22 protein-coding genes are annotated in these 24613 nt (G+C 55.6%); 18 read left to right on the top strand and 4 right to left on the bottom strand.

Annotated elements, in window-relative coordinates:
• Positions 1-28: 28 nt before the first annotated feature.
• The 6 genes from cccB to KNP95_RS02560 all read left to right on the top strand — a co-directional run bounded on the left by cccB (position 29) and on the right by KNP95_RS02560 (position 6456).
• Positions 29-361: a cytochrome c551 gene (gene cccB / locus KNP95_RS02585; RefSeq protein ID WP_029595036.1), complete on the top strand. Its 333-nt coding sequence runs from the start codon at positions 29-31 to the stop codon at positions 359-361.
• Positions 362-794: 433 nt separating this feature from the next.
• Positions 795-1481: a cell division ATP-binding protein FtsE gene (ftsE, locus tag KNP95_RS02580; RefSeq protein ID WP_021065417.1), complete on the top strand. Its 687-nt coding sequence runs from the start codon at positions 795-797 to the stop codon at positions 1479-1481.
• Positions 1471-2373 (top strand): permease-like cell division protein FtsX, encoded by a 903-nt coding sequence (gene ftsX / locus KNP95_RS02575; RefSeq protein ID WP_214801290.1) that lies wholly within the window; start codon positions 1471-1473, stop codon positions 2371-2373. The genes ftsE and ftsX overlap by 11 nt, the downstream gene beginning before the upstream one ends.
• Before the next feature lie 30 nt (positions 2374-2403).
• Positions 2404-3780, top strand: a complete 1377-nt coding sequence (locus tag KNP95_RS02570) for a murein hydrolase activator EnvC family protein (protein ID WP_214835282.1) — start codon at positions 2404-2406, stop codon at positions 3778-3780.
• A 95-nt stretch (positions 3781-3875) separates the two neighbouring features.
• Positions 3876-5279: a S41 family peptidase gene (locus KNP95_RS02565; RefSeq protein ID WP_214835279.1), complete on the top strand. Its 1404-nt coding sequence runs from the start codon at positions 3876-3878 to the stop codon at positions 5277-5279.
• A 40-nt stretch (positions 5280-5319) separates the two neighbouring features.
• Complete coding sequence (locus KNP95_RS02560; protein ID WP_214835277.1) at positions 5320-6456, top strand: PDZ domain-containing protein; 1137 nt, start codon at positions 5320-5322, stop codon at positions 6454-6456.
• A 41-nt stretch (positions 6457-6497) separates the two neighbouring features.
• Here the strand turns inward: KNP95_RS02560 and glpK are convergent, their stop codons facing one another.
• From glpK to KNP95_RS02545, 3 genes are all read right to left on the bottom strand, one after another.
• Entirely contained in the window at positions 6498-8015 is a 1518-nt protein-coding gene (gene glpK, locus KNP95_RS02555) for a glycerol kinase GlpK (RefSeq protein ID WP_214760536.1), read from the bottom strand.
• 30 nt (positions 8016-8045) lie between these two features.
• Complete coding sequence (locus KNP95_RS02550; protein ID WP_029334585.1) at positions 8046-8753, bottom strand: MIP/aquaporin family protein; 708 nt, start codon at positions 8751-8753, stop codon at positions 8046-8048.
• A gap of 101 nt (positions 8754-8854) precedes the next feature.
• Positions 8855-9739, bottom strand: coding sequence for a sulfite exporter TauE/SafE family protein (locus KNP95_RS02545; protein WP_214835275.1), 885 nt, complete (start codon positions 9737-9739; stop codon positions 8855-8857).
• Between the two features lie 114 nt (positions 9740-9853).
• Between KNP95_RS02545 and uvrB the strand changes: the two genes are divergently transcribed.
• The 4 genes from uvrB (at position 9854) to KNP95_RS02525 (ending at position 16372) form a co-directional block, all read left to right on the top strand.
• Positions 9854-11830 (top strand): excinuclease ABC subunit UvrB, encoded by a 1977-nt coding sequence (uvrB, locus tag KNP95_RS02540; RefSeq protein WP_251130222.1) that lies wholly within the window; start codon positions 9854-9856, stop codon positions 11828-11830.
• Positions 11831-14704 (top strand): excinuclease ABC subunit UvrA, encoded by a 2874-nt coding sequence (gene uvrA, locus KNP95_RS02535; RefSeq protein ID WP_214835274.1) that lies wholly within the window; start codon positions 11831-11833, stop codon positions 14702-14704.
• 66 nt (positions 14705-14770) lie between these two features.
• Positions 14771-15949, top strand: a complete 1179-nt coding sequence (locus KNP95_RS02530) for a DUF4097 family beta strand repeat-containing protein (protein WP_021065427.1) — start codon at positions 14771-14773, stop codon at positions 15947-15949.
• A gap of 63 nt (positions 15950-16012) precedes the next feature.
• The gene (locus tag KNP95_RS02525; protein ID WP_214835272.1) at positions 16013-16372 is read left to right on the top strand and encodes a hypothetical protein; all 360 of its coding nucleotides are present in this window, start codon (positions 16013-16015) and stop codon (positions 16370-16372) included.
• A 50-nt stretch (positions 16373-16422) separates the two neighbouring features.
• Here KNP95_RS02525 and KNP95_RS02520 read toward each other — a convergent pair whose 3' ends face one another.
• Positions 16423-16779, bottom strand: a complete 357-nt coding sequence (locus KNP95_RS02520) for a hypothetical protein (RefSeq protein ID WP_214835270.1) — start codon at positions 16777-16779, stop codon at positions 16423-16425.
• Positions 16780-16932: 153 nt separating this feature from the next.
• Between KNP95_RS02520 and hprK the strand changes: the two genes are divergently transcribed.
• From hprK to KNP95_RS02480, 8 genes are all read left to right on the top strand, one after another.
• Positions 16933-17871 carry an HPr(Ser) kinase/phosphatase gene (gene hprK / locus KNP95_RS02515; protein ID WP_214835269.1) on the top strand — a complete coding sequence of 313 codons (939 nt, stop codon included), beginning with the start codon at positions 16933-16935 and terminating at the stop codon, positions 17869-17871.
• Entirely contained in the window at positions 17871-18689 is an 819-nt protein-coding gene (gene lgt, locus KNP95_RS02510) for a prolipoprotein diacylglyceryl transferase (protein ID WP_214835267.1), read from the top strand. The genes hprK and lgt overlap by 1 nt, the downstream gene beginning before the upstream one ends.
• Positions 18689-19339 (top strand): pyrophosphatase PpaX, encoded by a 651-nt coding sequence (gene ppaX, locus KNP95_RS02505; protein ID WP_214717744.1) that lies wholly within the window; start codon positions 18689-18691, stop codon positions 19337-19339. Before lgt ends, ppaX begins: the two co-directional genes overlap by 1 nt.
• The gene (locus KNP95_RS02500) at positions 19332-19814 is read left to right on the top strand and encodes an acyltransferase (protein WP_214717743.1); all 483 of its coding nucleotides are present in this window, start codon (positions 19332-19334) and stop codon (positions 19812-19814) included. The genes ppaX and KNP95_RS02500 overlap by 8 nt, the downstream gene beginning before the upstream one ends.
• 295 nt (positions 19815-20109) lie before the next feature.
• Positions 20110-21582 carry a tetratricopeptide repeat protein gene (locus KNP95_RS02495; RefSeq protein WP_251128817.1) on the top strand — a complete coding sequence of 491 codons (1473 nt, stop codon included), beginning with the start codon at positions 20110-20112 and terminating at the stop codon, positions 21580-21582.
• A 68-nt stretch (positions 21583-21650) separates the two neighbouring features.
• Positions 21651-22604: a thioredoxin-disulfide reductase gene (gene trxB, locus KNP95_RS02490; protein ID WP_021065435.1), complete on the top strand. Its 954-nt coding sequence runs from the start codon at positions 21651-21653 to the stop codon at positions 22602-22604.
• 125 nt (positions 22605-22729) lie between these two features.
• The gene (gene rapZ, locus KNP95_RS02485; RefSeq protein WP_021065436.1) at positions 22730-23602 is read left to right on the top strand and encodes an RNase adapter RapZ; all 873 of its coding nucleotides are present in this window, start codon (positions 22730-22732) and stop codon (positions 23600-23602) included.
• Position 23603: 1 nt separating this feature from the next.
• Entirely contained in the window at positions 23604-24599 is a 996-nt protein-coding gene (locus KNP95_RS02480) for a gluconeogenesis factor YvcK family protein (RefSeq protein WP_214835264.1), read from the top strand.
• The last annotated feature ends 14 nt before the right edge of the window (positions 24600-24613 follow it).

The raw sequence follows: 24613 nt of genomic DNA, 5'->3' as shown, positions 1-24613 counted from the left end.
TTCTACAACTTAGGAGGGGAACCCTATTATGAAGAAATGGATGATGGCGATTGGACTTGGCGCCATGCTCACGCTCGGTGCGTGCGGCGGTGGCGATGAAGAAGAGTCGACGAGCAACGGGGACGGCGCCAACACGGCGTCGGTCGACGCGGAAGCGGTCTACGCACAAAACTGTGCGGCATGTCACGGCGCAAATCTAGAAGGGATGAGCGGTCCGAAACTAGCGGACGTCGGTTCACGTCTATCGGCCAGTGAAATCGAAGAAGTCATCAAAAACGGGAAAGGCGCTATGCCTGCGAACGTGATTGAGGACGAAGAAGAAATCACGGCTGTCGCCGCTTGGCTCGCCGAGAAAAAATAATCATGGGGAACCACGAGGCGACTCGTGGTTTTTTTGTTTCCTTCAATCTCGACTGAATCTGGATCGTCAGTGATTGAAGCAAGGGAGTTGCGAACGCGGATAGCTTTTGAATGTGCGTTTCATTATCTGTGTCCGAGTCGTGAAATCTGTCTTCAACACGACAATTTCACACCGAACTCAATCCAACTGAAACATTCCTGTAATGGTTATTTAAAAGTCCGATTGCTATAATTGTAGGCGCTTGAACTATATCGTCTGTCGCCTTTTTCGGACAGGTGGGCACGAACAGGGTCCCTTGACAGGACGAGTGCTTATCGTGTAGAACAGAGGCTAGACGAAAATATTCACTTAACTAACTAATCCAGTCTTCGTCATAGATGCATGAAACGTGATAGATGCATGAAAAATATATAAAAAGGGTAGGGAATACGTTATGATCTCGATGCAAAAAGTCAGCAAAGTATATCCAAACGGCGTCGTCGCCGTCGATGACCTCGAGTTAGAGATTCAAGACGGCGAGTTCTTATACGTCGTCGGACCATCCGGCGCCGGGAAATCGACGTTTATGAAGATGATTTATCGGGAGGAGAAACCGTCGAGCGGTCTTCTTTTGATTGACGGGATTGACGTCGGCAAGTTGAAAAACCGCCACGTCCCGAAATTACGCCGTCAACTCGGCGTCATCTTCCAAGACTATAAGTTGTTACCGTCACTCACGGTATATGAGAACGTCGCGTTCGCTCTCGAAGTCGTACAGGCCGACACGAACACGATGCGCAAGCAGGTCATGGACGTGTTGAACCTTGTCGGACTGAAACACAAGGCGCGCAACTATCCGGATGAACTATCGGGTGGGGAGCAACAGCGTGTGTCGATCGCTCGTGCCATCGTCAATAAGCCAAAGCTCATCATCGCCGACGAGCCGACGGGTAACTTAGACCCGGACACGGCTTGGGGCATCATGGAAGTGTTCCAAGAGATTCACCGTCGCGGTGCAACCATCGTCATGGCGACCCACAACCGTGATATCGTCGACAAGATCCGCCATCGCGTCATCGCGATCGAGAACGGGAAAGTCGTACGCGATGAAGAGAAAGGAGCATATGGCTATGATATTTAAAAGTGGATTACGTCATCTGCGCGAAGGGTTCAAGGGAACACTACGCAACGGTTGGATGACATTCGCGGCCATCAGTGCCGTTACCATCACCTTGTTACTCGTCGGGGTATTCGCCCTCGTCATGTTCAACGTCAATGAGATTTCAGAGAACGTCGAGAGCGACGTCGAGATTCAAGTATTCGTTACCCGGACCGCGGAGGAAGCGAACGTCGAGAAGCTCGGTGAGAACTTAGAGCAGATTCCAGGCGTCGAATCGGTCACGTTCAGCTCGAAAGAGGATGAACTGGAGAACTTCCGCAACCAACTTGGGGAAGATGCGAACGCCTACGGGACGGTCGAGAAGGACAACCCGCTCCACGACCGCTATATCGTCAAAGCGTCAGACCCGCTCAACACGGAGAAGGTCGCTGATGCGGTGCAATCGCTCGCTAACGTCGATAAGGTCACATATGGACAGGACTATATCGACAAGATGTTCGCCTTCTTCAACGGGATTCGCATCGGCGGACTCGTATTGATCGTCGGTCTCACGCTCATGGCGATGTTCCTCATCTCGAACACGATCAAGATGACGATTTTCTCACGCCGTCGCGAAATCGAGATCATGCGTCTCGTCGGAGCGAAAAACAGCTTCATTCGCTGGCCGTTCTTCATCGAAGGACTTCTCCTCGGTGTATTCGGTGCGCTCATCCCGATCGCGGTCATCTACTTCGGTTATGATGTCGCATATAGTGCTTTACAACCATCGCTAGATCAACTGAATAGTGATATATTTAAATTGATTGATCCATCGATTTTGACGACGCAAGTGTCACTCGTCCTCTTAGCGCTCGGTGCCTTCATCGGGATCTGGGGTTCGACGACATCGCTCGGTCGATTCTTGAAAGTCTAATCTAATTTAAATATGAGGAGGAGTTGGCGGATGAAACGTTCGCTTGCGCTTGGATTGAGTTTGACGCTACTTGCCTCGCCTGTATGGGCGACGGAGAAAGACACGCTGAAAGCACGACAAGATCGTTTATCCAATCAATTGGAGGAATCCAAGAAAGCGCAAGACGAGACGGACGCCGAGCTCGAAGTCACCGAGGCGGAACGTGATGCAGTCACGACAGAAATCCGTGCCGTCAATGAACGTCTCGAAGGCTTAAGTGAACAGATCGCCGTCCAACAGGAAGAAGCGGACGCGGCGCGCACCGAGCTCGAGGAAACCCGTGATCAACTCACTGCCCAAGGGCAGTACCTCGAAAGCCAGAAGGCGCTCCTTAGTGAGCGTCTTCGTGTGCTTCAAGTACATGAGGACCAGTCCTATCTCCAAGTCGTCTTCGAGTCCCGTTCATTCGGAGACTTCGTAACGCGGTTATTGACCGCGCAGACGATTGCCGATCAGGACCGGGACCTCATACATAGTTACATGAGTGAAGTCGAGCGGCTCGAAGCGCTCGAAGCACGGCAGCGGACCCAGCTCTCGTTCCTTAAACAGAAAGAGCGGGAACTCGTCGTGACGAAACAGGCGCTCGACGTCGCCGCCGAACAAAAGCAGGGTTTGTTGTCGGAACTGAACGAACAAGTCGAACTACTGGAGCTTGAGAAGATGAGCCGTGAAGAAGAACAGGCGCTCATGAGTGAGCAGAGCCGGATCATCGCCGGTCAACTCGAAGCAATCGCCCAAGCGGAGCGGGAAGCCGCCGCCCGCGCCGAGGCCGAAGCGAAGGCCAAGGCACAAGCGGAAGCGCAGGCAAAAGCCGAGGCAGAGGCGAGAGCACGGGCTGATGCCAAAGCGGAAGCGGACAAGCGGGCAGACGACAAAGCGCCGACCGCCCCAGCGCCTGCTCCAATAACCCCACCGCCTGCGGAAACCCCGACGAACGTGACGGGACCGGCGACCTCGTTCGTGCGGCCGGTATCCGGCTACGTGTCGAGCCCGTTCGGCCCTCGCCAAAACCCGCTCACGGGCGTGGCGGAGTCGCACCGTGGCATCGATCTCGTCAATGCGACCGGGACACCGATCGTCGCGGCGGCACCAGGCATCGTCATCAAGGCGGCCCCGGCGACCGGTTACGGCAACGTCGTCTTCGTGTCCCATATCGTTGGGGGGGAAGTATGGACGACCGTCTATGCCCATCTCGACGCGATTACGGTCACGTCGGGGCAAACGGTCGGCGCCGGACAGACCGTCGGTACGCTCGGCAGCACGGGCTGGTCGACAGGCCCGCATCTGCACTTCGAATTACATCGCGGACAATGGGCGCCAGGGCAACCGAATGCGGTCGACCCGGGTCCATACATCGGTTACTTATGAGACGGACGTGTTCCAAATTTCTGGAACACGTCCGTTTTTCTGAACTTTTTGCTATACTGGATGAAAGACTGACAAAGAGAAATGAGGGACTACCCGTGAAAAATACAACCGCAGGATTACTAGCCGGTGCCACGTTCGTCGCCGGTGCCGGTGCTGGGCTCGCGACGATGGCGTTCACCGATACAGCGTTACCGATTCAACCGAAAGCAGAAGGCTGGGACAAAGTCGACCAAGTCCGACAATTGATTGAGACGCATTCGTTAAAGGATATCTCGGAAGAAGACTTGTTGACCGGTGCCCTCGACGGGATGACGGGAGCGCTCGACGACCCGTACTCGGACTTCCTCGACGCCGAAGAGACGTCACAGTTCACTGACTCGATCGAGTCGAGCTTTGAAGGAATCGGCGCGACTTTGGAGAAGAAAGGAGAAGACATCTTAATCGTCGCTCCAATCAAAGGCGCACCAGCCGAAGAGGCGGGTCTTCGGGCCGGAGACGTCATCACGGCGGTCGACGAGGAATCGATTGAAGGGATGGCCGTCGAAGAGGCGGTCCAACTCATCCGTGGCGAGAAAGGGACCGTCGTCACGCTCACGATCCGTCGCGGCGGCCAAGAGGCTGACTATGAGATCACACGCGATACGATTCCGATCGAGACCGTCTATTCAGAAGTGAAAGAACAGGACGGGAAGAAAATCGGCTATATCGAGGTGACCCAGTTCTCTGAGCCGACGGCCGATGAGTTTTTAGAGCAGCTTGAGACGCTCGAGTCAGAAGACATCGATAGCCTTATCATCGACGTGCGCGGGAACCCGGGTGGCTTGCTTCCTGCCGTCATCGAGATGACCGAAGGGTTCGTCCCGACGAATAAACCGGTCGTCCAAATTGAGAACGCGGACGGGGAACGCGAGTCGCAGAGCGGCCGCGCCCGAGAAGCGAAGCCGTACGACTTGTTCGTCTTGACGGACGAAGGATCGGCGTCGGCATCTGAGATTTTGGCTGGGGCGCTCAAAGAAGGGGCCGGTGCAACGATTATCGGCAACAAGACTTTCGGAAAAGGGGTCGTCCAGACGGCGTTCGATTTAGAGGACGGCAGCAACTTGAAGCTGACGACGAGCAAATGGCTCACGCCGGACGGCAATTGGATTAACGAGAAAGGCATCGAGCCGGACGTCGAGGTCAATCAACCGGATTACTTCGGGGTGAACCGCATCCTCGCCGACACGGACTCGCTCAAAGTCGGCGACTACGGCGAGGCGGTGTCGAACCTGCACACGGTCTTGTCGGGCATCGGCTATGAGCCGGGCGGACAGCCAGGATATTACGGCGACACCATGGCCCGCGCCGTCAGCGACTTCCAAGCCGACAACAATTTGCCGGAAGACGGGGTCGTCAATGAGGCGACGGCGTCGGCGCTCGAGTCACGCTTGCTCGAGGTGATTCAAGATGAGGCGAACGATGCCCAATTGAACCGAGCGCTCGAAGAAGCTGCAAAATAAGGATTAGGGAAAGGATTGGACAAGTGTGGACGTTCTACGAATGAGTTTTACTGCTTTGTTGACCTTGATCGGTAGTCCGCTACTCTGGGCGACACTCGTCGCCCTCGCTTACATATCCATGACGCGCATCAAACGGGAGCGAGGCATGTTCCGCTCGCGGCGACGTTCGCCGAAATCGGACTGGCGCCATTTCGTATGGCCAAGCCTTTTGCTCGCCGTCATCGGTTCAGCCGCATTGATATTGCTCGAGACGACCGTCAACTGGGAATGGCTCGTGACGTTCAGCGTGCTGTATGCGCTCATCGTCTTGACGATGCACCCGCGCTTCAGCAGTCCGGCGTTCCCGTTCCTCCTCATGTTGACAGCCATCGCGCTACGTGACGTCGTCGAGTATGGCGTCGTCACGGGCTGGATGGACCGGTTGGCCGAGGTCGAGTGGACGGTATACGCGCTCGTATTCGGCGTCGTCACACTGGCAGAAGCGATTCTGTTACGTTGGAACGGACCCGTCGAGACGTCACCGACGCTCATCTTGTCCAAACGAGGCCAGTTCATCGGCGGACACGTCGTCAAACGGCTTTGGTTTTTCCCGCTCATCGTCTTTTTGCCATCGTCATTCGGGCTCGATATGCCGGTGCAGGTCATCTTGCCGATTCCGATTGGGGTCAGCCTGTTATCGACCGGGGCCTTGCCAGGGACGCTCCTCGGTCGCCTGAGCCTGTATCGCGGCTTGCTCGCGTTCGTCGCCCTCGGCTTGTTCGGGGCGTCGTACGTCATTGACGTGCCGTATGCAGCGTATATGTTGCTCGGTGTATTCGTCTTGTATGAGCTCGCGTTGCAACTCATCAAGCGCGAGAATCGGGGGACGACACCGGTGTTCATTAACGGGAATCGGGGCGCGGTCATCATCGACACGCTCCCGGGTTCGCCGGGTGAGGCGATGCAGCTCATCCCGGGAGAGTCAATCTATAAAGTGAACGGGACGGTCATCACAGGCGGGAGTAGCTTCTATGAGGCGCTTCAGCTCCATAAGCCGTACATCAAGCTCGAGGTGCTCAATTTGAACGGAGACATTCGTTTCGTGCAACGGGCGATGTATGAGACCGACCCGCACGAGCTCGGCATCTTGTTCGTCGCCGAACCGGCGAGCCCGCGTCTACGGTTACGGAAATTATAAAAGGGAGCATCCTCAGCGGGTGCTCCCTTTCGTTCGTTCGATTAAAGTTCAAGCTTCGATGGTTTGAAGCCCATCGTCGCTTCGACGGCGTGTTGCCAGCCTTTATACAGATTTTCACGGTGTGACTCGTCCATGTTCGGTTCGAACTTGTGATCGAGTTTCCACTGTTGCTTGATTTCGGATTGGTCTTTCCAGAACCCGACAGCGAGTCCCGCGAGGTAGGCGGCCCCGAGGGCCGTCGTCTCGCTCACTTCCGGACGTTCGACTGGCACGTTCAAGATGTCCGATTGGAACTGCATGAGGAAGTTGTTGTTGACCGCACCACCATCGACGCGGAGCGTTTTCAACTCGATGCCAGAATCTTGTTCCATCGCCGTCAAGACGTCGCGCGTCTGATATGCGAGGGATTCAAGCGTCGCCCGAACGAAATGTTCTTTCTCCGTACCACGTGTGAGGCCGAAGATGGCACCACGTACGTCTGAGTTCCAGTACGGTGCACCGAGACCGACGAAGGCAGGGACGACGTAGACGCCGTCAGTCGTTTCGACACGGTTGGCGTACTGTTCTGTATCTTTCGCCGACTTGAGCATGCGGAGTCCGTCGCGAAGCCATTGGATGGCTGAACCAGCGACGAAGATTGATCCTTCGAGCGCGTATTCGACTTTGCCGCCGTAACCCCAAGCGATTGTCGTGAGCAACCCGTGGTCCGATTTGACGGCTTCTTCGCCCGTGTTCATGAGCATGAAGCAACCTGTCCCGTACGTATTTTTCCCTTCGCCAGACTCAAAGCAAGCTTGACCGAAGAGGGCAGCCTGTTGGTCACCGGCCGCACCGGCAATCGGGACTTCGAAGCCGAAGAAGTGGTATGGGATCGTGTTGGCATATACTTCACTCGACGGTTTGACTTCTGGGAGCATCGATTTTGGTACCGTCAAAATCTCGAGGAGCTCATCGTCCCACTTCTGCTCATAGATGTTGTACATGAGCGTCCGTGAGGCGTTCGAGTAATCCGTGACGTGGGCGTGACCGCCTGAGAGTTTCCAGATGAGCCATGTGTCGATTGTCCCGAAGAGGAGGTCGCCGGCTTCCGCTTTCTCGCGCGCACCTTCGACGTTGTCGAGAATCCATTTGACTTTCGTTCCTGAGAAGTAGGCGTCAATCAAGAGGCCTGTCTTGTCGCGGAACAAGTCCCCGTGTCCGGCCGCGTTCAGCTCGTCACAGATGCCAGCCGTTTGCCGCGATTGCCAGACGACCGCGTTATAGACTGGGCGTCCTGTCGACTTCTCCCAGACGACGGCCGTTTCCCGTTGGTTAGTGATTCCGATGGCCGCGATCTCTTTTGGATCGATATCAGCCGACCCGAACGCCTCGGCCATGACGGCGAGGACAGAACCCCAAATCTCGTTGGCGTTATGCTCGACCCAGCCCGGTTTCGGGAAGTATTGTTTGAACTCACGTTGCGCGACTGTGACGATTTTCCCGTCATGGTCGAAGATGATGGCCCGTGAGCTTGTCGTTCCTTGGTCAAGTGCTAAGATATAACGTTTTTCTTTCTCCATATGAGAGTGCCTCCTTAGAAATTAGAAAGATTATGGGACAAGAATGCCGTAAACCAATGCGGCGATGACCGCCCCGATGATTGGTCCGACGACCGGAATCCATGAATAGCCCCAGTCCGACGTCCCTTTGCCTTTGATTGGAAGAATCGCATGCGCAATCCGCGGCCCGAGGTCACGTGCCGGGTTGATGGCATATCCCGTTGTACCACCAAGTGAGAGACCGATTGAGACGACGAGGAAACCGACGATGAGCGGATTCAAGCCGTCCGTGAACGTGTTGGCCCCGAATGACAAAATTCCGAAGACGAGAACGAACGTACCAATGATTTCCCCGATCAAGTTGAACGGCGTGCTACGAATCCCTGGTGCGGTCGAGAAGGTGGCCAGTTTGGCACCCGGATCGTCGGTCACATCATAGTGCGGTTTGTAGTGCACGAACACGAGGACGGCCCCGATGAACGCCCCGATAAACTGTGCCAAGATGTAGGCTGGCACATCAGCCCAAGGGAATGAGCCTGCTGTCGCGAGCCCGACCGTGACGGCAGGGTTCAAGTGCGCCCCTCCATAAATTCCGGCTGCGTATACCCCGATCATAACGGCGAAGCCCCAACCGAACGTGATGACGACCCAACCTGCGTTCTCCGCTTTCGAATGACGGAGGACGACGCCGGCGACGACACCGTTACCGAGCAAGATGAGTAGCATTGTACCAATAATTTCGCTGACGAATGCTGACATGTGATACTCCCTTCCTTCCATATTAAATTTGGCTTACCACTTCATTATATGCCCCAAATGTAAGCGTTTCAAAACCGAATATGCAAAAAAAGCCACTTTTCTTATGAAAAGTGGTTTTGATTGACAATACGCCGTCTGAAGTCGAGTCCAATCCCGACAAGAAAAGCGAGCAGGATCGCCAAACTGACGTATGCAAGCGGCGCGTAGAGGGCGGCACCGAGGTCGAGCGCGATCGAGACGATGACGGCCACATACAACCAGGCGAGCCGGGTGGAAATCTCTTTATCGTGATAACGATTCGTGAGCGAAGCGCCGAGTGGGGCCCCGATGAACGCCCCGACGACCAACGCGAGCGGCGTCACGTAGTCGAGTGACAGCGACGGGAGATAACCGACGAGTCCGCCGAGCGAGATGAACAGGACGGCAGCCAGGCTCGTCCCAACCCCACGATGTGTCGAAAAGCCGAGCCAACTGACGAGGAGCGGGACGATGATGAAGCCGCCACCGATGCCGAGCAGAGCCGACAACAGTCCGGCCATCATCCCGATGACGAGGGCGGCAAGCAGCGATGATTTTTTCGGCTTCTGCGGTTTCGATGTTTTCTTTAATAGCGTAACGGCAAAATAAGATAGGATAGCCAGATAAAATAGGTTAAGCAACCAGTCGTATGTCCCCGAGATCGAGAGGACAAGCCGGCTCGACAGTTGCGCCGTGACGGCACCGGCCAAACCGACCGTGATGCCTGTCGACCAGGACACGTTGCCGAGCGATGTATGTTTCTTGGCGCCGGACAGGCTCGTCCCGACGACGAACAAGAGCGACGTAGCGACGGCCTCGGCCGCCGAGTATCCACTAAAGAGCAGCACCGGGACGATGATGACACCGCCGCCGATGCCGAAAAATCCGGACAAGGCGCCGACAATGGCACCGAGCGGGATAAAGAGAAGCGACCACATGACGACCAACTCGTTTCTGTTTAGATTCACTCTCCATGATAACGAAAAGCGGAACGATTTGGGAAGCATGTCAGAAGCGAATATTTGTTCGTGTATGTGATATAATCAAGGTACTATGCAAGGTACAGAAAGCGAGGAATATACATGGATAAGATTAGCGTTCCGTTTGACTTACAATCAGAATATAAGCCGGCCGGCGACCAACCGGAAGCGATTCGTCAGCTCGTCGAAGGAATCAATCGCGGCGACCGATATCAGACGTTGCTCGGGGCGACCGGTACAGGGAAGACGTTCACCGTATCAAACGTCATCCAAGAAGTGAAGAAGCCGACGCTCGTCTTGGCCCACAACAAGACGCTCGCCGGACAGCTCTACTCCGAGTTCAAAGAGTTCTTCCCGAACAATGCCGTCGAATATTTCGTCAGTTATTATGACTACTATCAGCCGGAGGCGTACGTGCCGTCGACCGACACGTTCATCGAGAAAGACGCCTCGATTAACGATGAAATCGATAAACTCCGCCACTCGGCGACATCGGCCTTGTTCGAGCGCGACGACGTCATCATCGTCGCTTCCGTCTCCTGTATTTACGGTCTCGGTAACCCGGAAGAATATAACAGTCTCGTCTTGAGTCTCCGTGTCGGGAAAGAGATGGGGCGCGACCAGATGCTCCGCAAACTGATTGACATCCAATATGAACGGAACGATATCGATTTCCAGCGCGGCCGGTTCCGTGTCCGCGGCGATGTCGTCGAGATTTTCCCGGCGTCACGCGACGAACAGTGCTTGCGCGTCGAGTTTTTCGGTGACGAAATCGACCGCATCCGCGAGATGGACCCGCTCACCGGTGAGATTATCGCCGACCGCGAGCACGTCTCAATCTTCCCGGCGTCCCACTTCGTCACCCGTGACGAGAAGCTGCAAAAAGCGATCGTCAACATCGAGGCCGAGCTCGAGGAACAACTCGCGAAGTTCCGCGAGGAAGGCAAACTGCTTGAAGCTCAGCGTCTCGAACAGCGGACGAACTATGACCTCGAGATGATGCGTGAGATGGGCTACTGTTCAGGCATCGAGAACTATTCGCGTCATTTGAACTTGACGGAGGCCGGTGCGACACCGTACACGCTCATCGACTACTTCCCGAAAGACTTCTTGCTCATCGCCGATGAGTCGCACGTGACGTTGCCGCAAGTGCGCGGCATGTATAACGGGGACCAGGCCCGGAAACAAGTGCTCGTCGACCACGGTTTCCGCCTGCCTTCAGCTAAAGATAACCGTCCACTCAAGTTCGACGAGTTCGAGAAGAAGTTGTCGCAAGCAATCTTTATCTCGGCGACACCAGGTCCGTTTGAGCTCGAACACACTCCGCACATGATCGAACAGATTATCCGGCCGACGGGACTGCTCGACCCGACGATCGAGATTCATCCGATCAAAGGACAAATCGACTACTTGATGGATCAGATTCGCGACCGCATCAAACAGGACGAACGCGTCCTCGTGACGACGCTCACGAAAAAGATGGCCGAGGACTTGTCGGACTATCTACGGGAAGCGGGCATCAAGGTCAACTATATGCACTCGGAAATCAAGACGCTCGAGCGGATTGAAATCATCCGTGACCTGCGTCTCGGGAAATACGACGTCCTCGTCGGAATCAACTTGCTGCGGGAAGGACTAGACATCCCGGAAGTGAGTCTCGTTACGATTCTCGACGCCGACAAGGAAGGATTCCTCCGTTCAGACCGGTCGCTCATTCAGACGATTGGGCGGGCTGCCCGGAACTCGAACGGGCACGTCATCTTGTTCGCTGATAAGATGACCGACTCGATGACGCGCGCGATTGAAGAGACCGACCGTCGTCGCTCGATTCAACAGGCTTATAATGAAGAACACGGCATCACGCCGCAGACGATCCGCAAAGAAGTACGTGGCGTCATCCGGGCGACGGTCGACGCCGAGGAGGATGTGCTCGAATCACTCAGCTCGATGAAACCGGCTGAACGTGAGGAAGCCATCGCCAAGCTAGAAGAAGAAATGAAACAAGCGGCCCGCGACCTTCAGTTCGAACGGGCGGCCGAATTGCGTGACTTAATCTTGGAGTTGAAGGTAGGGAATTAAATGGCTGAAAAGAAAAATGCGATCGTCATCAAAGGGGCGCGCGTCAACAACTTGAAAAACATTGATATCGATATTCCACGGGACCAGCTCGTCGTCTTGACGGGCTTGTCCGGGTCCGGTAAATCGTCACTCGCGTTCGACACCATCTACGCCGAGGGGCAGCGCCGTTACGTCGAGAGTCTATCGGCCTACGCCCGCCAGTTCCTCGGACAGATGGACAAGCCGGACGTCGATACGATTGAAGGGCTGAGCCCGGCCATCTCGATCGACCAGAAGACGACGAGCCGTAACCCGCGCTCGACCGTCGGGACGGTGACGGAAATCTATGACTACTTACGTCTTTTGTTCGCCCGTATCGGGAAGCCGGTCTGTCCGCGTCACGGTATCGAAATCTCGAGCCAGACCATCTCGCAGATGGTCGACCAAGTGATGGAGCTGCCGGAGAAGACGCGCCTGCAAATCCTGGCGCCCATCGTCTCGGGCCGCAAAGGGACGCACGTCAAAGTGTTCGACTCGCTCAAAAAGCAAGGATTCGTCCGCGTCCGTGTCAACGGCGAGACGATTGAACTGACCGATGAGATCGAGCTCGATAAGAATAAGAAACATTCGATTGAAGTCGTCGTTGACCGTCTCGTCGTCCGCGCCGACGTCGAAGGCCGTCTTGCCGACTCGCTCGAGACGGCGCTTCGCCTTGCCGACGGTCGGGCCATCATCGATAAGATGGACGGCACCGAGCTCCTGTTCAGCGAGCATCACGCTTGTCCGATTTGTGGGTTCTCGATTGGCGAACTTGAGCCGCGCATGTTCTCGTTCAACTCACCGTTCGGCGCCTGTCCGACGTGTGACGGGCTCGGTACGAAACTCGACGTCGACCCGGAACTCGTCATCCCAGACCCATCGAAGACGCTGAAGGAAGGCGCGATCGTCGCCTGGCAGCCGACGAGTTCGCAGTATTATCCGCAACTGCTCGCCTCGATGTGTAAACACTTCGACATCGACATGGATGTGCCGTTCGAACGCCTGTCCAAGCGGGACCAAGACCTCGTCTTGCACGGAACGGATGAAGAGTCGTTCTTGTTCCGTTACGAGAACGATTTCGGACAAGTCCGGACGAACACGATCTTCTTCGAAGGGGTGCTCCGTAACATCGAGCGCCGCTATAAAGAGACGACTTCCGATTATATCCGTGAACAGATGGAGACGTACATGGCGACCCACGCCTGTCCGACATGTAGCGGCTACCGTTTGAAAGAAGAGACGCTCGCCGTCAAGATCACGGGTCACCATATCGGCCAAGTGACGAACTTGTCGGTCGTCAACGCCATCGACCTGTTCGATTCGATCATGACGGAACTGAGCGAGAAAGATATCGCCATCGCCCGTCTCATCTTGCAAGAAATTTGCGAGCGGCTCAGCTTCTTGAACAACGTCGGTCTCGACTATTTGACGTTGTCACGCGCCGCTGGGACGTTATCGGGCGGAGAAGCGCAACGGATTCGTCTCGCGACGCAAATCGGTTCGCGACTCACGGGCGTGCTCTACGTCCTCGATGAACCGTCAATCGGGTTGCATCAACGGGACAACGATCGCTTGATTGCGACGCTCAAACAGATGCGTGATATCGGCAACACGCTCATCGTCGTCGAACACGACGAGGACACGATGATGGAGGCCGATTATTTGATCGACATCGGACCGGGCGCCGGGGAGCACGGGGGTCAAGTCATCGCCGCCGGCACACCGAAGCAACTCATGAAAAACAAAAACTCACTGACGGGCCAATATTTGTCAGGCAAGAAGTTCATCCCGCTCCCGGCCGAACGCAAAGTGCCGGATGAACGCTTCTTGAAGATCTTGAAGGCGGAAGAGAACAACTTGAAAGGGGTCGACGTCTCGATCCCGCTCGGTATGTTCATCGCTGTCACCGGTGTGTCCGGTTCCGGGAAGTCGACGCTCATCAATGAGATTCTGTATAAATCGCTCGCCCATCACATCAACCGGGCCAAAGCGAAGCCGGGGAAGCATAAGAAGATTGAAGGGCTCGACCATATCGACAAAGTCATCGATATCGACCAGTCACCGATTGGACGGACGCCGCGATCGAACCCGGCGACGTATACCGGTGTATTCGATGATATTCGTGACGTGTTCGCGTCGACGAACGAGGCGAAGATGCGTGGTTATAAGAAAGGCCGCTTCAGTTTCAACGTCAAAGGCGGACGCTGCGAGGCGTGCCGCGGGGACGGAATCATCAAAATCGAGATGCACTTCTTGCCGGACGTCTATGTCCCATGTGAAGTGTGTCACGGAAAACGCTATAACCGTGAGACGCTCGAAGTGAAATACAAAGGCAAGACGATTGCCGACGTGCTCGATATGACGATCGAGGAAGGGCTCGACTTCTTTGACAAGATTCCGAAAATCAAGCGCAAGATTCAGACGATTTATGACGTCGGTCTCGGCTATATGAAACTCGGGCAACCGGCGACGGAACTGTCGGGCGGGGAAGCGCAGCGCGTCAAGCTCGCCTCAGAGCTCCATAAACGTTCGACCGGCAAGACGATTTATATTTTGGACGAGCCGACGACGGGACTTCATGTCGATGATATCGCCCGGTTGTTGAAAGTGCTGCAACGCCTCGTCGAGAACGGGGACACGGTACTCGTCATCGAGCATAACCTCGACGTCATCAAATCGGCCGACTACTTGATTGACCTCGGACCTGAGGGCGGCGACGGTGGCGGTACAATCGTCGCGACCGGGACTCCGGAAGAAGTCGCTGAAGTGGCAGCCTCGTATACGGGCAAGTATTTGAAGCCGGTGTTAGAACGGGATTCGGCCCGAGCGAAACCAAAAGCAGGAAAACGGAAGTAAGGTATAGAAATGATGAGAAACGGGAACATGATTGACGTGTAACCAAATCGAAGGGGGAAACGAACAGTGAAACAAGAAATGCGTGAACTGATTCTCCAGCAAGTGAAAGATGGAAAGCTGACGATTGAAGAGGGCATGACCCAACTCGAACGACTGGAACGGCTCGAACCTGAGCGCGTCCAAGCGCTCGAGGAACGTCAAGAGACGGAGAAAGTCGATGCGTATTCGGTCGAGTCGCTCACGACGAAACTGACGTCGGCCGTCGAAGGACTCGTGACGAAACTTCGTGACAGCGACTTCACGTTCAGCTCGAACTTCGGACCGGAAGTGACATATTCGAAATCGTTCCCGTTTACCGGGAAAGACATCTCGCTCGACTTGTTCAATGCCTCGGCGACAATCGTCTCGTCCGACAACGACGAGTGCGAACTGATCGTCACCGGCCGTCCGCTCCGTCAACAAGACGCGGACAAGGCACTCGAACAGCTCCAATCGGCGGTCAAACACTCGGTCATCGGCGACCGTCTCGTCGTGTCGCTCCGTGATAAGCTCGTCCGGGCCCACGTCGAACTGTACGTCCCGCATCATCATTTCGATCACCTGCACGTGCAGACGCTCAACGGGGAAGTCCGCGCGGACGGCCTCGACGTCGAGAGCGTTCGCATCCAGACGGCGAACGGCCGGGTCGTGCTCCATGATGTGCACGCCTCAGAGCTGCTCCTCAATACGGGGAACGGCACGGTCGAGGTCGAAGCGGTCGAGTCAGAACTCGTCCACGTCCGGACCGGCAACGGTGCCGTCATCGTGAACGGGAAATATGACAAGGCATCGCTCAAGACCGGCAATGGGAATATCCGGGCCGAACTCGCGACGGCCCGCCCGGCCAAGTTCGAGCTCGTCTCGCTCGCCGGCAACATCCGCCTCGTCTTGCCGCACGGCGTCGAGGTGGAAGGGGAACTCGAGACGAACTTCGGTGGTCTCCACTGTAACTTGGACGAGCTCGAGTTGATCCGTGACCGGAAAGACGTCGCCCAGCGTCGTCTTGAATTCTTGTCGGGACGCGGTCAGACCCCGCGCATCGAAGTCGAGGCCGGAACACGTACCGGTACGATTGACCTCGAGCACGGCTCGCTCCACACGCCGTCGACGTTCCTCGAAGAGGACAAGCATGAACCGGTGGAACCGATCGACCCGGTCGACCCTGTCAATCCGGCCGACTTGAACAACCCGTTCCATCAGCAATGACCGACAACCCGAAGGCCTCTCGCCTTCGGGTTTCTTTTAACTCTACAGACGAGGAGGGACGGGATGAAGCGATTTTTGTCAACGTACGGATGGATGATGATTGCGGTGCTGTTGCTCGGCGGATGTGACGACGAACAGCGCATCGTCAATGGGAACGAGCCGGCAGGCGACGAAGCGATTGCCATCGCCTGGGCGTATGTGACCGCGCGAAACTGGCAGGAGCCCGCAATCGATGCGGGAGCCAGTGCCGAGGTACATCGTGTCACGGTCGATGATGGCTATGAACTGTTAGACGATGCGTATACGGGGACAGAGGCGCTCGCCGTCTCGTTTGAAGCGGACCCGAACAGTAGCGTCGGCGTCCCGACGATCTTGGTCGCGCCGGAGTCGAACACCGTGGTCGGCTATTTGCCGGGCGAATGAAGCAACCATGACAAAAACCCGAAGGCGATTGCCTCCGGGTTTTTGTCATGTCATAGATTCATTTGATACTCCATCTGTTCCCAATCCATCATTTGACCGTCATACAGCGTGAATGAGCCGATGATGAACAAGATGAAAAGGACCGGTCCGGCGATGAGCAAGAAAATCCCGAGGTTCCGCATCGACTTCGACCGTTTCCAATAGAAGATGATGGCGACGATCATCGATAGGAGCGACCCGGACAAGAACAAGCCGACGATGTTCAAGATGAACAAGAGCAGCACCGTCTCGTTCTTTGTCGCGGCGTACTCGCGCCACATGTCAAACAGTGACTTGACCAAGTAGACGAGCGCCGCGATCCCGACGATAAAAATAAAGACAATGGCAATCCAAAATAGTGAATTCATTTCATTTCACCTCCCTATTCGTCTATACCCGTTCTACGGATTTGCCACAATTTAGTTTCACCCCATTTTTTCGACACGCTTCGGCTCACTTTCGTTGACGCTTCTGAAGAAGAGCTATGATACAATAATGAGCGTGAAAGGGGCAGATTACTCATGCAAAATATCGTACGCACGGCTCAACTCGTTGAGCGCTTCAAACTTCAAGTCATCGCCGGGGAAGAGGGACTTCACCGTCCCGTCGCCACACCGGACCTCAGTCGACCGGGACTCGTCCTTGCCGGCTACTATACCCACTATGCGAAAAATCGGCTTCAAGTGCTCGGGAAGACGGAGCTCACGTTTTATGCGAGCTTGTCGGAAGAGAGCCGCCGCGAGCGGGCGAAGATTTTATGCACGGAATTGACACCGGGCATCCTCATCACGCGCGGCTTCGACATCCCGCAAGAGATTGAACAGGAAGCCGAGGCGGCGAACGTACCGCTCATGCGCACGAACGCGATGACGACGTCGATCGAGTCGCAAATCACGAACTTCCTCGAGATGGAACTTGCACCGATGACGGCGATGCACGGCGTGCTCGTCGATATCTACGGTGTCGGCGTCCTCATCAAAGGGCAGAGCGGCGTCGGGAAATCCGAGACAGCCCTCGAACTCGTCAAGCGAGGCCACCGCCTCGTCGCCGATGACTCGGTCGAGATTCGCCAGACCGGGGACCAGTTGCTCGTCGGTTCAGCGCCGAAGCTGATTCGCCATTTGCTCGAGATTCGCGGAATCGGTATCATCGACGTCATGACGTTGTTCGGCGCCGGCGCCGTCCGTTCCCACAAGAAAATCAGCTTGATCATCAACCTCGAGAACTGGGATGCGGGCAAAGTGTATGACCGCGTCGGGCTCGATCACAACACGATGAAAATCATCGACAGTGAAGTGCCGATTTTGACGATTCCGGTCCGTCCGGGACGTAACTTGGCCGTCATCGTCGAAGTCGCGGCGATGAACTACCGCCTGCAGAACATGGGCATCAACACGGCCGAAGAGTTCGCGGAACGGCTCGCGAACGCTATCCATGACAACGAAGGGGACGTGGAATAATGGTAGAGCCAACATTTGACCGCGTCGCGTTTGAAATCGGGTCGCTCCCGATTTATTGGTACGGCATGATTATCGCCTTCGGGGCGATGCTCGGCCTCGTTCTCGCCTTGTTCGAAGCGAAACGACTCAATTACGATTCAGAACGGGTCGTCGACGTCATCATCTGGTCGATTCCGATCAGTATCGTCTTTGCCCGGATTTACTATGTCACCTTCCAATGGGACTACTATAGTCAGAACCTCGGTCAAATCATCGACATCCGTCAAGGCGGCATCGCCATTCACGGGGCCATCTTCGGGGCGCTGCTCGTCGTCGTCATCTATTGCATGCGCAAGTCGATGTCGTTCTGGAAAATCACGGACATCCTCGCACCGTCGCTTCTCCTCGGACAGGCGGTCGGACGCTGGGGCAACTTCATGAACCAAGAGGCGCACGGGGCCGAGACGACGAGCCGTTTCTTGAAAGAGACACTCTTCCTCCCGGACTGGATCGTCAACCAGATGTATATCGACGGAGCCTACTATTTACCGACGTTCCTGTTCGAGAGCGTCTGGAACATCATCGGCGTCATCTTGCTCGTCGTATGGCGTATGGTCGGTAACCCGCCGCGCGGCTATATCTTCTTGTCGTATCTCGTCTGGTACTCGATCGGTCGCTTCTATATCGAAGGACTGCGGACCGATAGCTTGATGGCCGGCGACCTGCGGACGGCACAACTCGTCTCGATCGCGATGATCGTGTTCGGTGTCGTCATGATGATCGTCCGCCGCAAAGCGAAACGATACGACGACCCTTCAGAGAAAGGACTGTTTGATTGATGGATACACTTCTATTCGATTTGGATGGCACGTTGCTCGATACGAACCCGCTCATCATCGCGAGCTTCCGTCACACGCTCGGGTATTACTTCCCGGACGAGACGTATCGCGACGAGGACATCTTCCCGTTCATCGGACCGACGCTCGAGAAGTCGTTCAAAGCGCTCAATGAGCCGGAATGGAAAGAGATGCAGGCGTTCTATCGCAGCTTCAACATCGCGATGCACGACCAGCTCGTCGCCGAATATCCGGGTGTGATCGAAGGGCTGTACCGCCTTCACGCCAAAGGCTTCAAGATGGGCGTCGTCACGTCGAAAGGCCGTCCCGTCGTCGAGCAAGGATTGCGCTTGTTCAACATCGACCACTTGTTCGACGTCGTCATCACGGCCGACGATGTCATTCATGAGAAACCGCACGCCGAACCGGTCGAGCGGGCGCTCCACGCGCTCGGGTCGACGGCGGACCGCGCCGTCATGGTCGGAGACAACGACACGGACATCTTCAGCGGCAAAAACGCCGGCACGAAGACAGTCGCCGTCGGATGGGCGCTCAAAGGCCGTGCGTTCTTAGAAGCGCTCGAGCCGGACGTCATCATCGACTCGATGGAACATTTCGAGGCGTGGCTCGACGAGGTCACGGTCCATGCGTAAGACGGAACGGTTTCGTCTCGACGGGCCGAACCCGCTCTGGCAGATGTATCGGACGATCCGATTCCTGCGCGTCTTTAAAAACACGACCGTCGTCTTGATCGGCCGCTACTTCCCATCCGTCAAAGCGAAACGCTGGTTGTACCGGACGTTCCTCGGCATGGAAATCGGCGAGTATAGCGCGCTCGCCCTCATGGTGACACCGGACGTCATGTTCCCGGAGCGAATCTCGATCGGCCGTAATACGGTCATCGGGTTCAATTCGACGATTCTCTGTCACGAGTACCTCGTGGACGAGTACCGGATCGGGGATGTCCGCATCGGGGACGAGGTGTTGATCGGGGCGAACGTGACGATCCTTCCTGGCGTCACGATTGGCGACCGGGCCGTCATCGGTGCCGGTGCCGTCGTGCATCGCGACGTCCTGCCCGGAGAGCGCGTCGTTGGCGCAAAGCTCCAAACCGTCGACACAAAATAGACACAATTTAGCGCGAAATCATTTTGAGGTCAAGACATGTCCGTCCTCATAAAATTACTAGAGCGGTATCACTTTTTTTAAAGGGGATGCCGCTTTTTTGTGTCTGTGGGCGCTGACACAAAACCCTCATATTTTTGTCAAAAAGCATTTAGTGGACCTAGCAAAATATATTCATTATAGAAGGAATATAGTCCCGATTTTTTTTAAGTTTTTCAGTTGCCCTCACTGAATGAGTGCGGTATTCTTAACCCTGCAACTAAAAAAAGATTTAGAGATGATGTGGAGGATTTAGAATATGGAAGCGAACTATGAAGCAGTAATGACGCTACCCGAACCAGAATCTCCGCTCGCCGCGGAGCTCCACTACTATAGAGGTCGTCGTGCGTTACGTGAAGGTCGCCTAGATGAAGCGACTTTTTTCATGGCTGAAGCCACTGCCGCTGCAGCCCACCGCGTCGACTATCACAAACAGTACGCTGAACTGTTATTTGAAGTAGGGGAGATCTACCACGCCAATGACGTGTGGAAACGGGTGCTTGAACTCGATGAAACGTCAACAGAGGCCTTATATCACCTTGCGAGCAACTGCGCCTATATCTCTTTATATGAAGAAGCAGCGATGTATGCAAACCGCTACCTCGAAGTCGAGGCACACGGACGCTACGCGGACTCGGTCCAATCCCTGTTAGAACTGATTGAACTCGAACAAGAACTCGAGGATGACGAGGAAGACGAGCTGATCACGTGGCACACCGAGGCCCAACAGCATATCGACAAAGGCCGCCTGTTCGCAGCCAAGTCGACGCTCGAACGGTTAATCGATCGCTATCCGCGCTTTTGGCCGGCGTTCAACAACTTGGCCGTCGTCAATTTTTATCTCGGCAACGATGAAGCGGCGTTCGAGACGCTCGAGTACGTGCTCGATGAGAACCCGGGCAACTTGCATGCGCTCTTGAACACGATTCTGTTGCTGCATGAAGCCGGACAATCGGACGCGGCGCTCCAACTGTCGGTCCCGCTGACACGTGTCCGTCCGCTCCAGTTCGATTTACGCTACAAACTCGCCACGACGCTCGCGCTCGTCGGTCAATATGACCGCGCGTACGAAGAACTCCGCCTGTTGAAGGAACGCGGATTCCGTGGGGATTCACTGTTCGGGCATTGGCTCAGCGTATCCGCCTACAAGACCGGGCGTCTTGAAGAAGCGGCTACCTATTTGAACAGTGACGAGTTGAAACGATTCGAAGAGAAGAGCCCGTACGACATCCGCGACAATCTCGAGTTCCGTTCGGCGCTCGTTCAAGGATTGCGCCAAGAAGAAGACGCGGCTCGAATCGAGATTATCCGAATCATCTCGAAGCTCGCCGATGACGAGGCGTTCGAAGCGCTCGCATTGACGAGCGGCATCACCGACAACGAGACGGTAATCGCGTTCGCCGAGAAGTGCCGCGCCGAGATTTGCCAGGCCCCGTTCACAGGCGACGTCCGCATCGCTCGGGCGTATGACGCGCTCCTGCTCGCCGAGACGGAAGTGTCGGAAGCAGAACAGATGAGCCTCGACGGCGACTTTTATGAACGGTTCGCGCTCTTGCTGCTCGCCGGTGCATCATTCGAGGACACAACGGCATCGGCCGCTGCCCTCGTCTGGATGTTCTATGCGAAACGGGACGCTCTCGTCCTCGACGACTGTGCCGACGCGTTCGGTATCGATGTCGCGACGCTCACGGAGACGATCCGTTCGTTCAAACAGACACTCGAACAAGCATAAAGATAGACGATACCTCCCTAGGTTTCTTATACTGAAGTCAATCAATTTCATGCAGAGGTGGAATCATTATGACAGAAGAAAAAATCTATGACGTCATTATCATCGGGGCCGGCCCAGCCGGAATGACGGCGGCACTCTACGCGTCGCGTGCCAACTTATCGACACTTATGATCGAACGCGGCATCCCTGGTGGACAGATGGCGAACACGGAAGATATCGAAAACTATCCGGGCTATGACAGCATCCTCGGCCCAGACTTGTCTCAAAAAATGTTCGATCACTCGAAAGCGTTCGGTGCGGAGTACGCCTATGGCGACGTCCAAAGCATCTCGGACGAGACAGAGTATAAAGTCGTCCACGCCCACAACCGCGACTATAAAGCGCGGGCGATTATTCTCGCCTCAGGCGCGCAATACAAGAAAATCGGTGTCCCGGGCGAAGAAGAGCTCGGCGGCCGCGGTGTCTCGTACTGTGCGGTCTGTGACGGAGCGTTCTTCAAAGGCAAGAACTTGTTCGTCATCGGTGGCGGTGACTCGGCAGTCGAAGAAGGCGTGTTCTTGACGCGCTTCGCTGACAAAGTCACGATCGTCCACCGTCGCGACGAGCTTCGCGCGCAAAAGATTCTTCAAAAACGGGCGTTCGACAACCCGAAAATCGACTTCATCTGGAACCACACGCTCAAAGAGATCGTGGAAGCAGATGGAAAAGTCGGTGGGGCGCGTCTCGTCAGCACGGTCGACGGGACCGAGTCGGACCATGAGATCGACGGCGTGTTCATCTATATCGGCATGAACCCGATCACTGGTTTCGTCAAAGACCTCGGCATCACGAACGAGCAAGGCTATATCGTCACGAACGAAGCGATGGAGACGACAATCCCTGGGATTTTCGCAGCCGGAGACGTTCGCGACAAGACGCTCCGTCAAGTCGTCACCGCGACGAACGACGGATCGATCGCCGCTCAAAACGCGCAACATTATATCGAGGGACTCCTCGAGGCGTTGCACGAACAAAACGCGTGACTAGAGACAGAAGGGATTGCGGGCGACCGCAATCCCTTCTCTTTTTTTCAGGCGTTCGTTATACTAAAGACAGAAGAGAGCTACACACACGGCTCGGTTGTCAATTTTAAGGGGGCGTCAGTGACATGGAAGACTTTAAAGGATTAGAAGAATTGATTATCATCAGCGGGATGAGCGGGGCCGGGAAATCGGTCGCGATGAACAGCTTTGAGGACCTCGGCTATTTTTGTGTCGATAACTTGCCGCCGGTGCTATTGCCGCAATTGATTGACGTCATCAGCTCGGTCCGACCGAAAATCGCCGTCGCCATCGATACGCGCACGCGTGACTTCATCGACAGCCTGTTCATCGTCATCGACGATTTGGAACAGAAGAACGTGCATCCGCACTTGCTCTATCTCGACACACGGGACGAAGTGCTCGTGCGCCGCTATAAAGAGACGCGCCGGTCGCATCCGCTCGCCCCGGAAGACGCACCGCTCGTCGGCATCGGTCTCGAGCGCTCGTTGCTCGAAGGCTTCCGTGACCGGGCCCATACGCTCTATGACACGACCGACTTGAAACCGCAGATGCTCAAAGACCGCATCCTGCTCCAATTCAACGAGGAACGGATTCCGTTCACGGTCAACTTCATGTCGTTCGGGTTCAAGCACGGCGTCCCGCTCGATATCGATCTATTGTTCGACGTCCGCTTCATCACGAACCCGTTCTATATCCCGGAGCTCCGTCCGCTCACCGGGCAGACGGAAGAAGTCCAGAATTACGTCATGTCGCACCCCGAGGCGCGGGCGTTCTATAAGAAACTGATCGACATGCTCGAATTCCTGTTACCGCAGTATAAGCGCGAAGGGAAGACACAAGTCGTCGTCGCCTTCGGCTGTACGGGCGGGAAGCACCGTTCGATCACGTTCGCCGAGAAAGTGTCGGCCCATTTCGCCGAGCGCTATAACGTCAAGACCGTCCATCGCGACCTCGCACATGCGACGAAGGAGAAGTAAGATGAGACGCGACAGAAAAGTTGTGGCCATCGGTGGCGGTACGGGCCTCTCGACGCTCGTACGGGGCTTGAAGCACTATCCGCTCGACATCACGGCCATCGTCACGGTTGGGGACGATGGGGGCAGCTCGGGACGTCTCCGTGACGAGTTCCACATGTTACCGCCGGGCGATATCCGGAACGTCATCCTCGCCTTATCCGAGGTCGAGCCGCTCATGGACAAGATTCTGCAATATCGGTTCGACAGCGGTTTTGGGCTCGAAGGCCACTCGCTCGGCAACCTCATGCTGACGGCGGCGACGCACATCTGTGAAGGCTCGTTCGTCAAGGCGGTCGACGTCTTGTCGCAGCTGTTGAACGCCCAGGGCAAGGTGCTCCCGGTGACGGAGACGCTCATGACGCTCGCGGCCGAGTTCGAGGACGGGACGATCGTCAAAGGCGAATCGAAAATCCCGCTCGTCGAAAAACCGATTAAGCGCCTATTCTTGCTCGAAGAGGGCATCAAGCCGGCGGCAGGTGTCGTCGAGGCGATTGAGGACGCGGATTTGATCGTACTCGGACCAGGGAGCTTATATACGAGTATCATCCCGAACCTGTTGATTCCGGAAGTGCGCGACGCCATCGTCCGCTCCGGGAAGCCGGTCGTCTATATTTGCAACGTCATGACGCAACCGGGCGAGACGAAAGGGTACGACGCGATGAAGCATTTGAAATCGATTGAGGCGTATCTCGGCAAGTCGACGGTCGACACGATTGTCGTCAATAACGAGCCGATCGAGGACATCTACTTGGAGCGTTACCTCGAGGACGGCTCGGAAGAGGTCCGTTTCGATCGCAAGAAGCTTCGGAACTATGGCACGAACGTGCTCGCCGGTGACATCGTCGACTATAACCGCGATTACATCCGCCACGACTCGGACGCCATCGCCGGCCTCGTCATGCAGCGCGTGTTGCGCATCAAGAAACCACGCTCGTTCCAAGAGCTCGAGCTGAAATAAGTTGTGATTGAACA

The organism is Exiguobacterium sp. s36 (assembly GCF_018618345.1).
GTDB lineage: Bacteria > Bacillota > Bacilli > Exiguobacteriales > Exiguobacteriaceae > Exiguobacterium > Exiguobacterium chiriqhucha.
Note: the sequence above shows the minus strand (reverse complement) of the source record. Positions and strands in the feature narration are given on the sequence as shown.

Excerpts from the sequence above, each read along its gene's own strand:
- ftsE (WP_021065417.1), top strand. The coding sequence starts at position 795 with ATGATCTCGATGCAAAAAGTCAGCAAAGTATATCCAAACGGCGTCGTC.
- rapZ (WP_021065436.1), top strand. The coding sequence starts at position 22,730 with ATGGAAGACTTTAAAGGATTAGAAGAATTGATTATCATCAGCGGGATG.
- cccB (WP_029595036.1), top strand. The coding sequence starts at position 29 with ATGAAGAAATGGATGATGGCGATTGGACTTGGCGCCATGCTCACGCTC.
- ppaX (WP_214717744.1), top strand. The coding sequence starts at position 18,689 with ATGGATACACTTCTATTCGATTTGGATGGCACGTTGCTCGATACGAAC.
- KNP95_RS02570 (WP_214835282.1), top strand. The coding sequence starts at position 2,404 with ATGAAACGTTCGCTTGCGCTTGGATTGAGTTTGACGCTACTTGCCTCG.
- lgt (WP_214835267.1), top strand. The coding sequence starts at position 17,871 with ATGGTAGAGCCAACATTTGACCGCGTCGCGTTTGAAATCGGGTCGCTC.
- KNP95_RS02480 (WP_214835264.1), top strand. The coding sequence starts at position 23,604 with ATGAGACGCGACAGAAAAGTTGTGGCCATCGGTGGCGGTACGGGCCTC.
- glpK (WP_214760536.1), bottom strand. The coding sequence starts at position 8,015 with ATGGAGAAAGAAAAACGTTATATCTTAGCACTTGACCAAGGAACGACA.
- KNP95_RS02495 (WP_251128817.1), top strand. The coding sequence starts at position 20,110 with ATGGAAGCGAACTATGAAGCAGTAATGACGCTACCCGAACCAGAATCT.
- KNP95_RS02560 (WP_214835277.1), top strand. The coding sequence starts at position 5,320 with ATGAGTTTTACTGCTTTGTTGACCTTGATCGGTAGTCCGCTACTCTGG.
- trxB (WP_021065435.1), top strand. The coding sequence starts at position 21,651 with ATGACAGAAGAAAAAATCTATGACGTCATTATCATCGGGGCCGGCCCA.
- KNP95_RS02520 (WP_214835270.1), bottom strand. The coding sequence starts at position 16,779 with ATGAATTCACTATTTTGGATTGCCATTGTCTTTATTTTTATCGTCGGG.
- uvrB (WP_251130222.1), top strand. The coding sequence starts at position 9,854 with ATGGATAAGATTAGCGTTCCGTTTGACTTACAATCAGAATATAAGCCG.
- KNP95_RS02500 (WP_214717743.1), top strand. The coding sequence starts at position 19,332 with ATGCGTAAGACGGAACGGTTTCGTCTCGACGGGCCGAACCCGCTCTGG.
- KNP95_RS02525 (WP_214835272.1), top strand. The coding sequence starts at position 16,013 with ATGAAGCGATTTTTGTCAACGTACGGATGGATGATGATTGCGGTGCTG.
- ftsX (WP_214801290.1), top strand. The coding sequence starts at position 1,471 with ATGATATTTAAAAGTGGATTACGTCATCTGCGCGAAGGGTTCAAGGGA.
- uvrA (WP_214835274.1), top strand. The coding sequence starts at position 11,831 with ATGGCTGAAAAGAAAAATGCGATCGTCATCAAAGGGGCGCGCGTCAAC.
- hprK (WP_214835269.1), top strand. The coding sequence starts at position 16,933 with ATGCAAAATATCGTACGCACGGCTCAACTCGTTGAGCGCTTCAAACTT.
- KNP95_RS02550 (WP_029334585.1), bottom strand. The coding sequence starts at position 8,753 with ATGTCAGCATTCGTCAGCGAAATTATTGGTACAATGCTACTCATCTTG.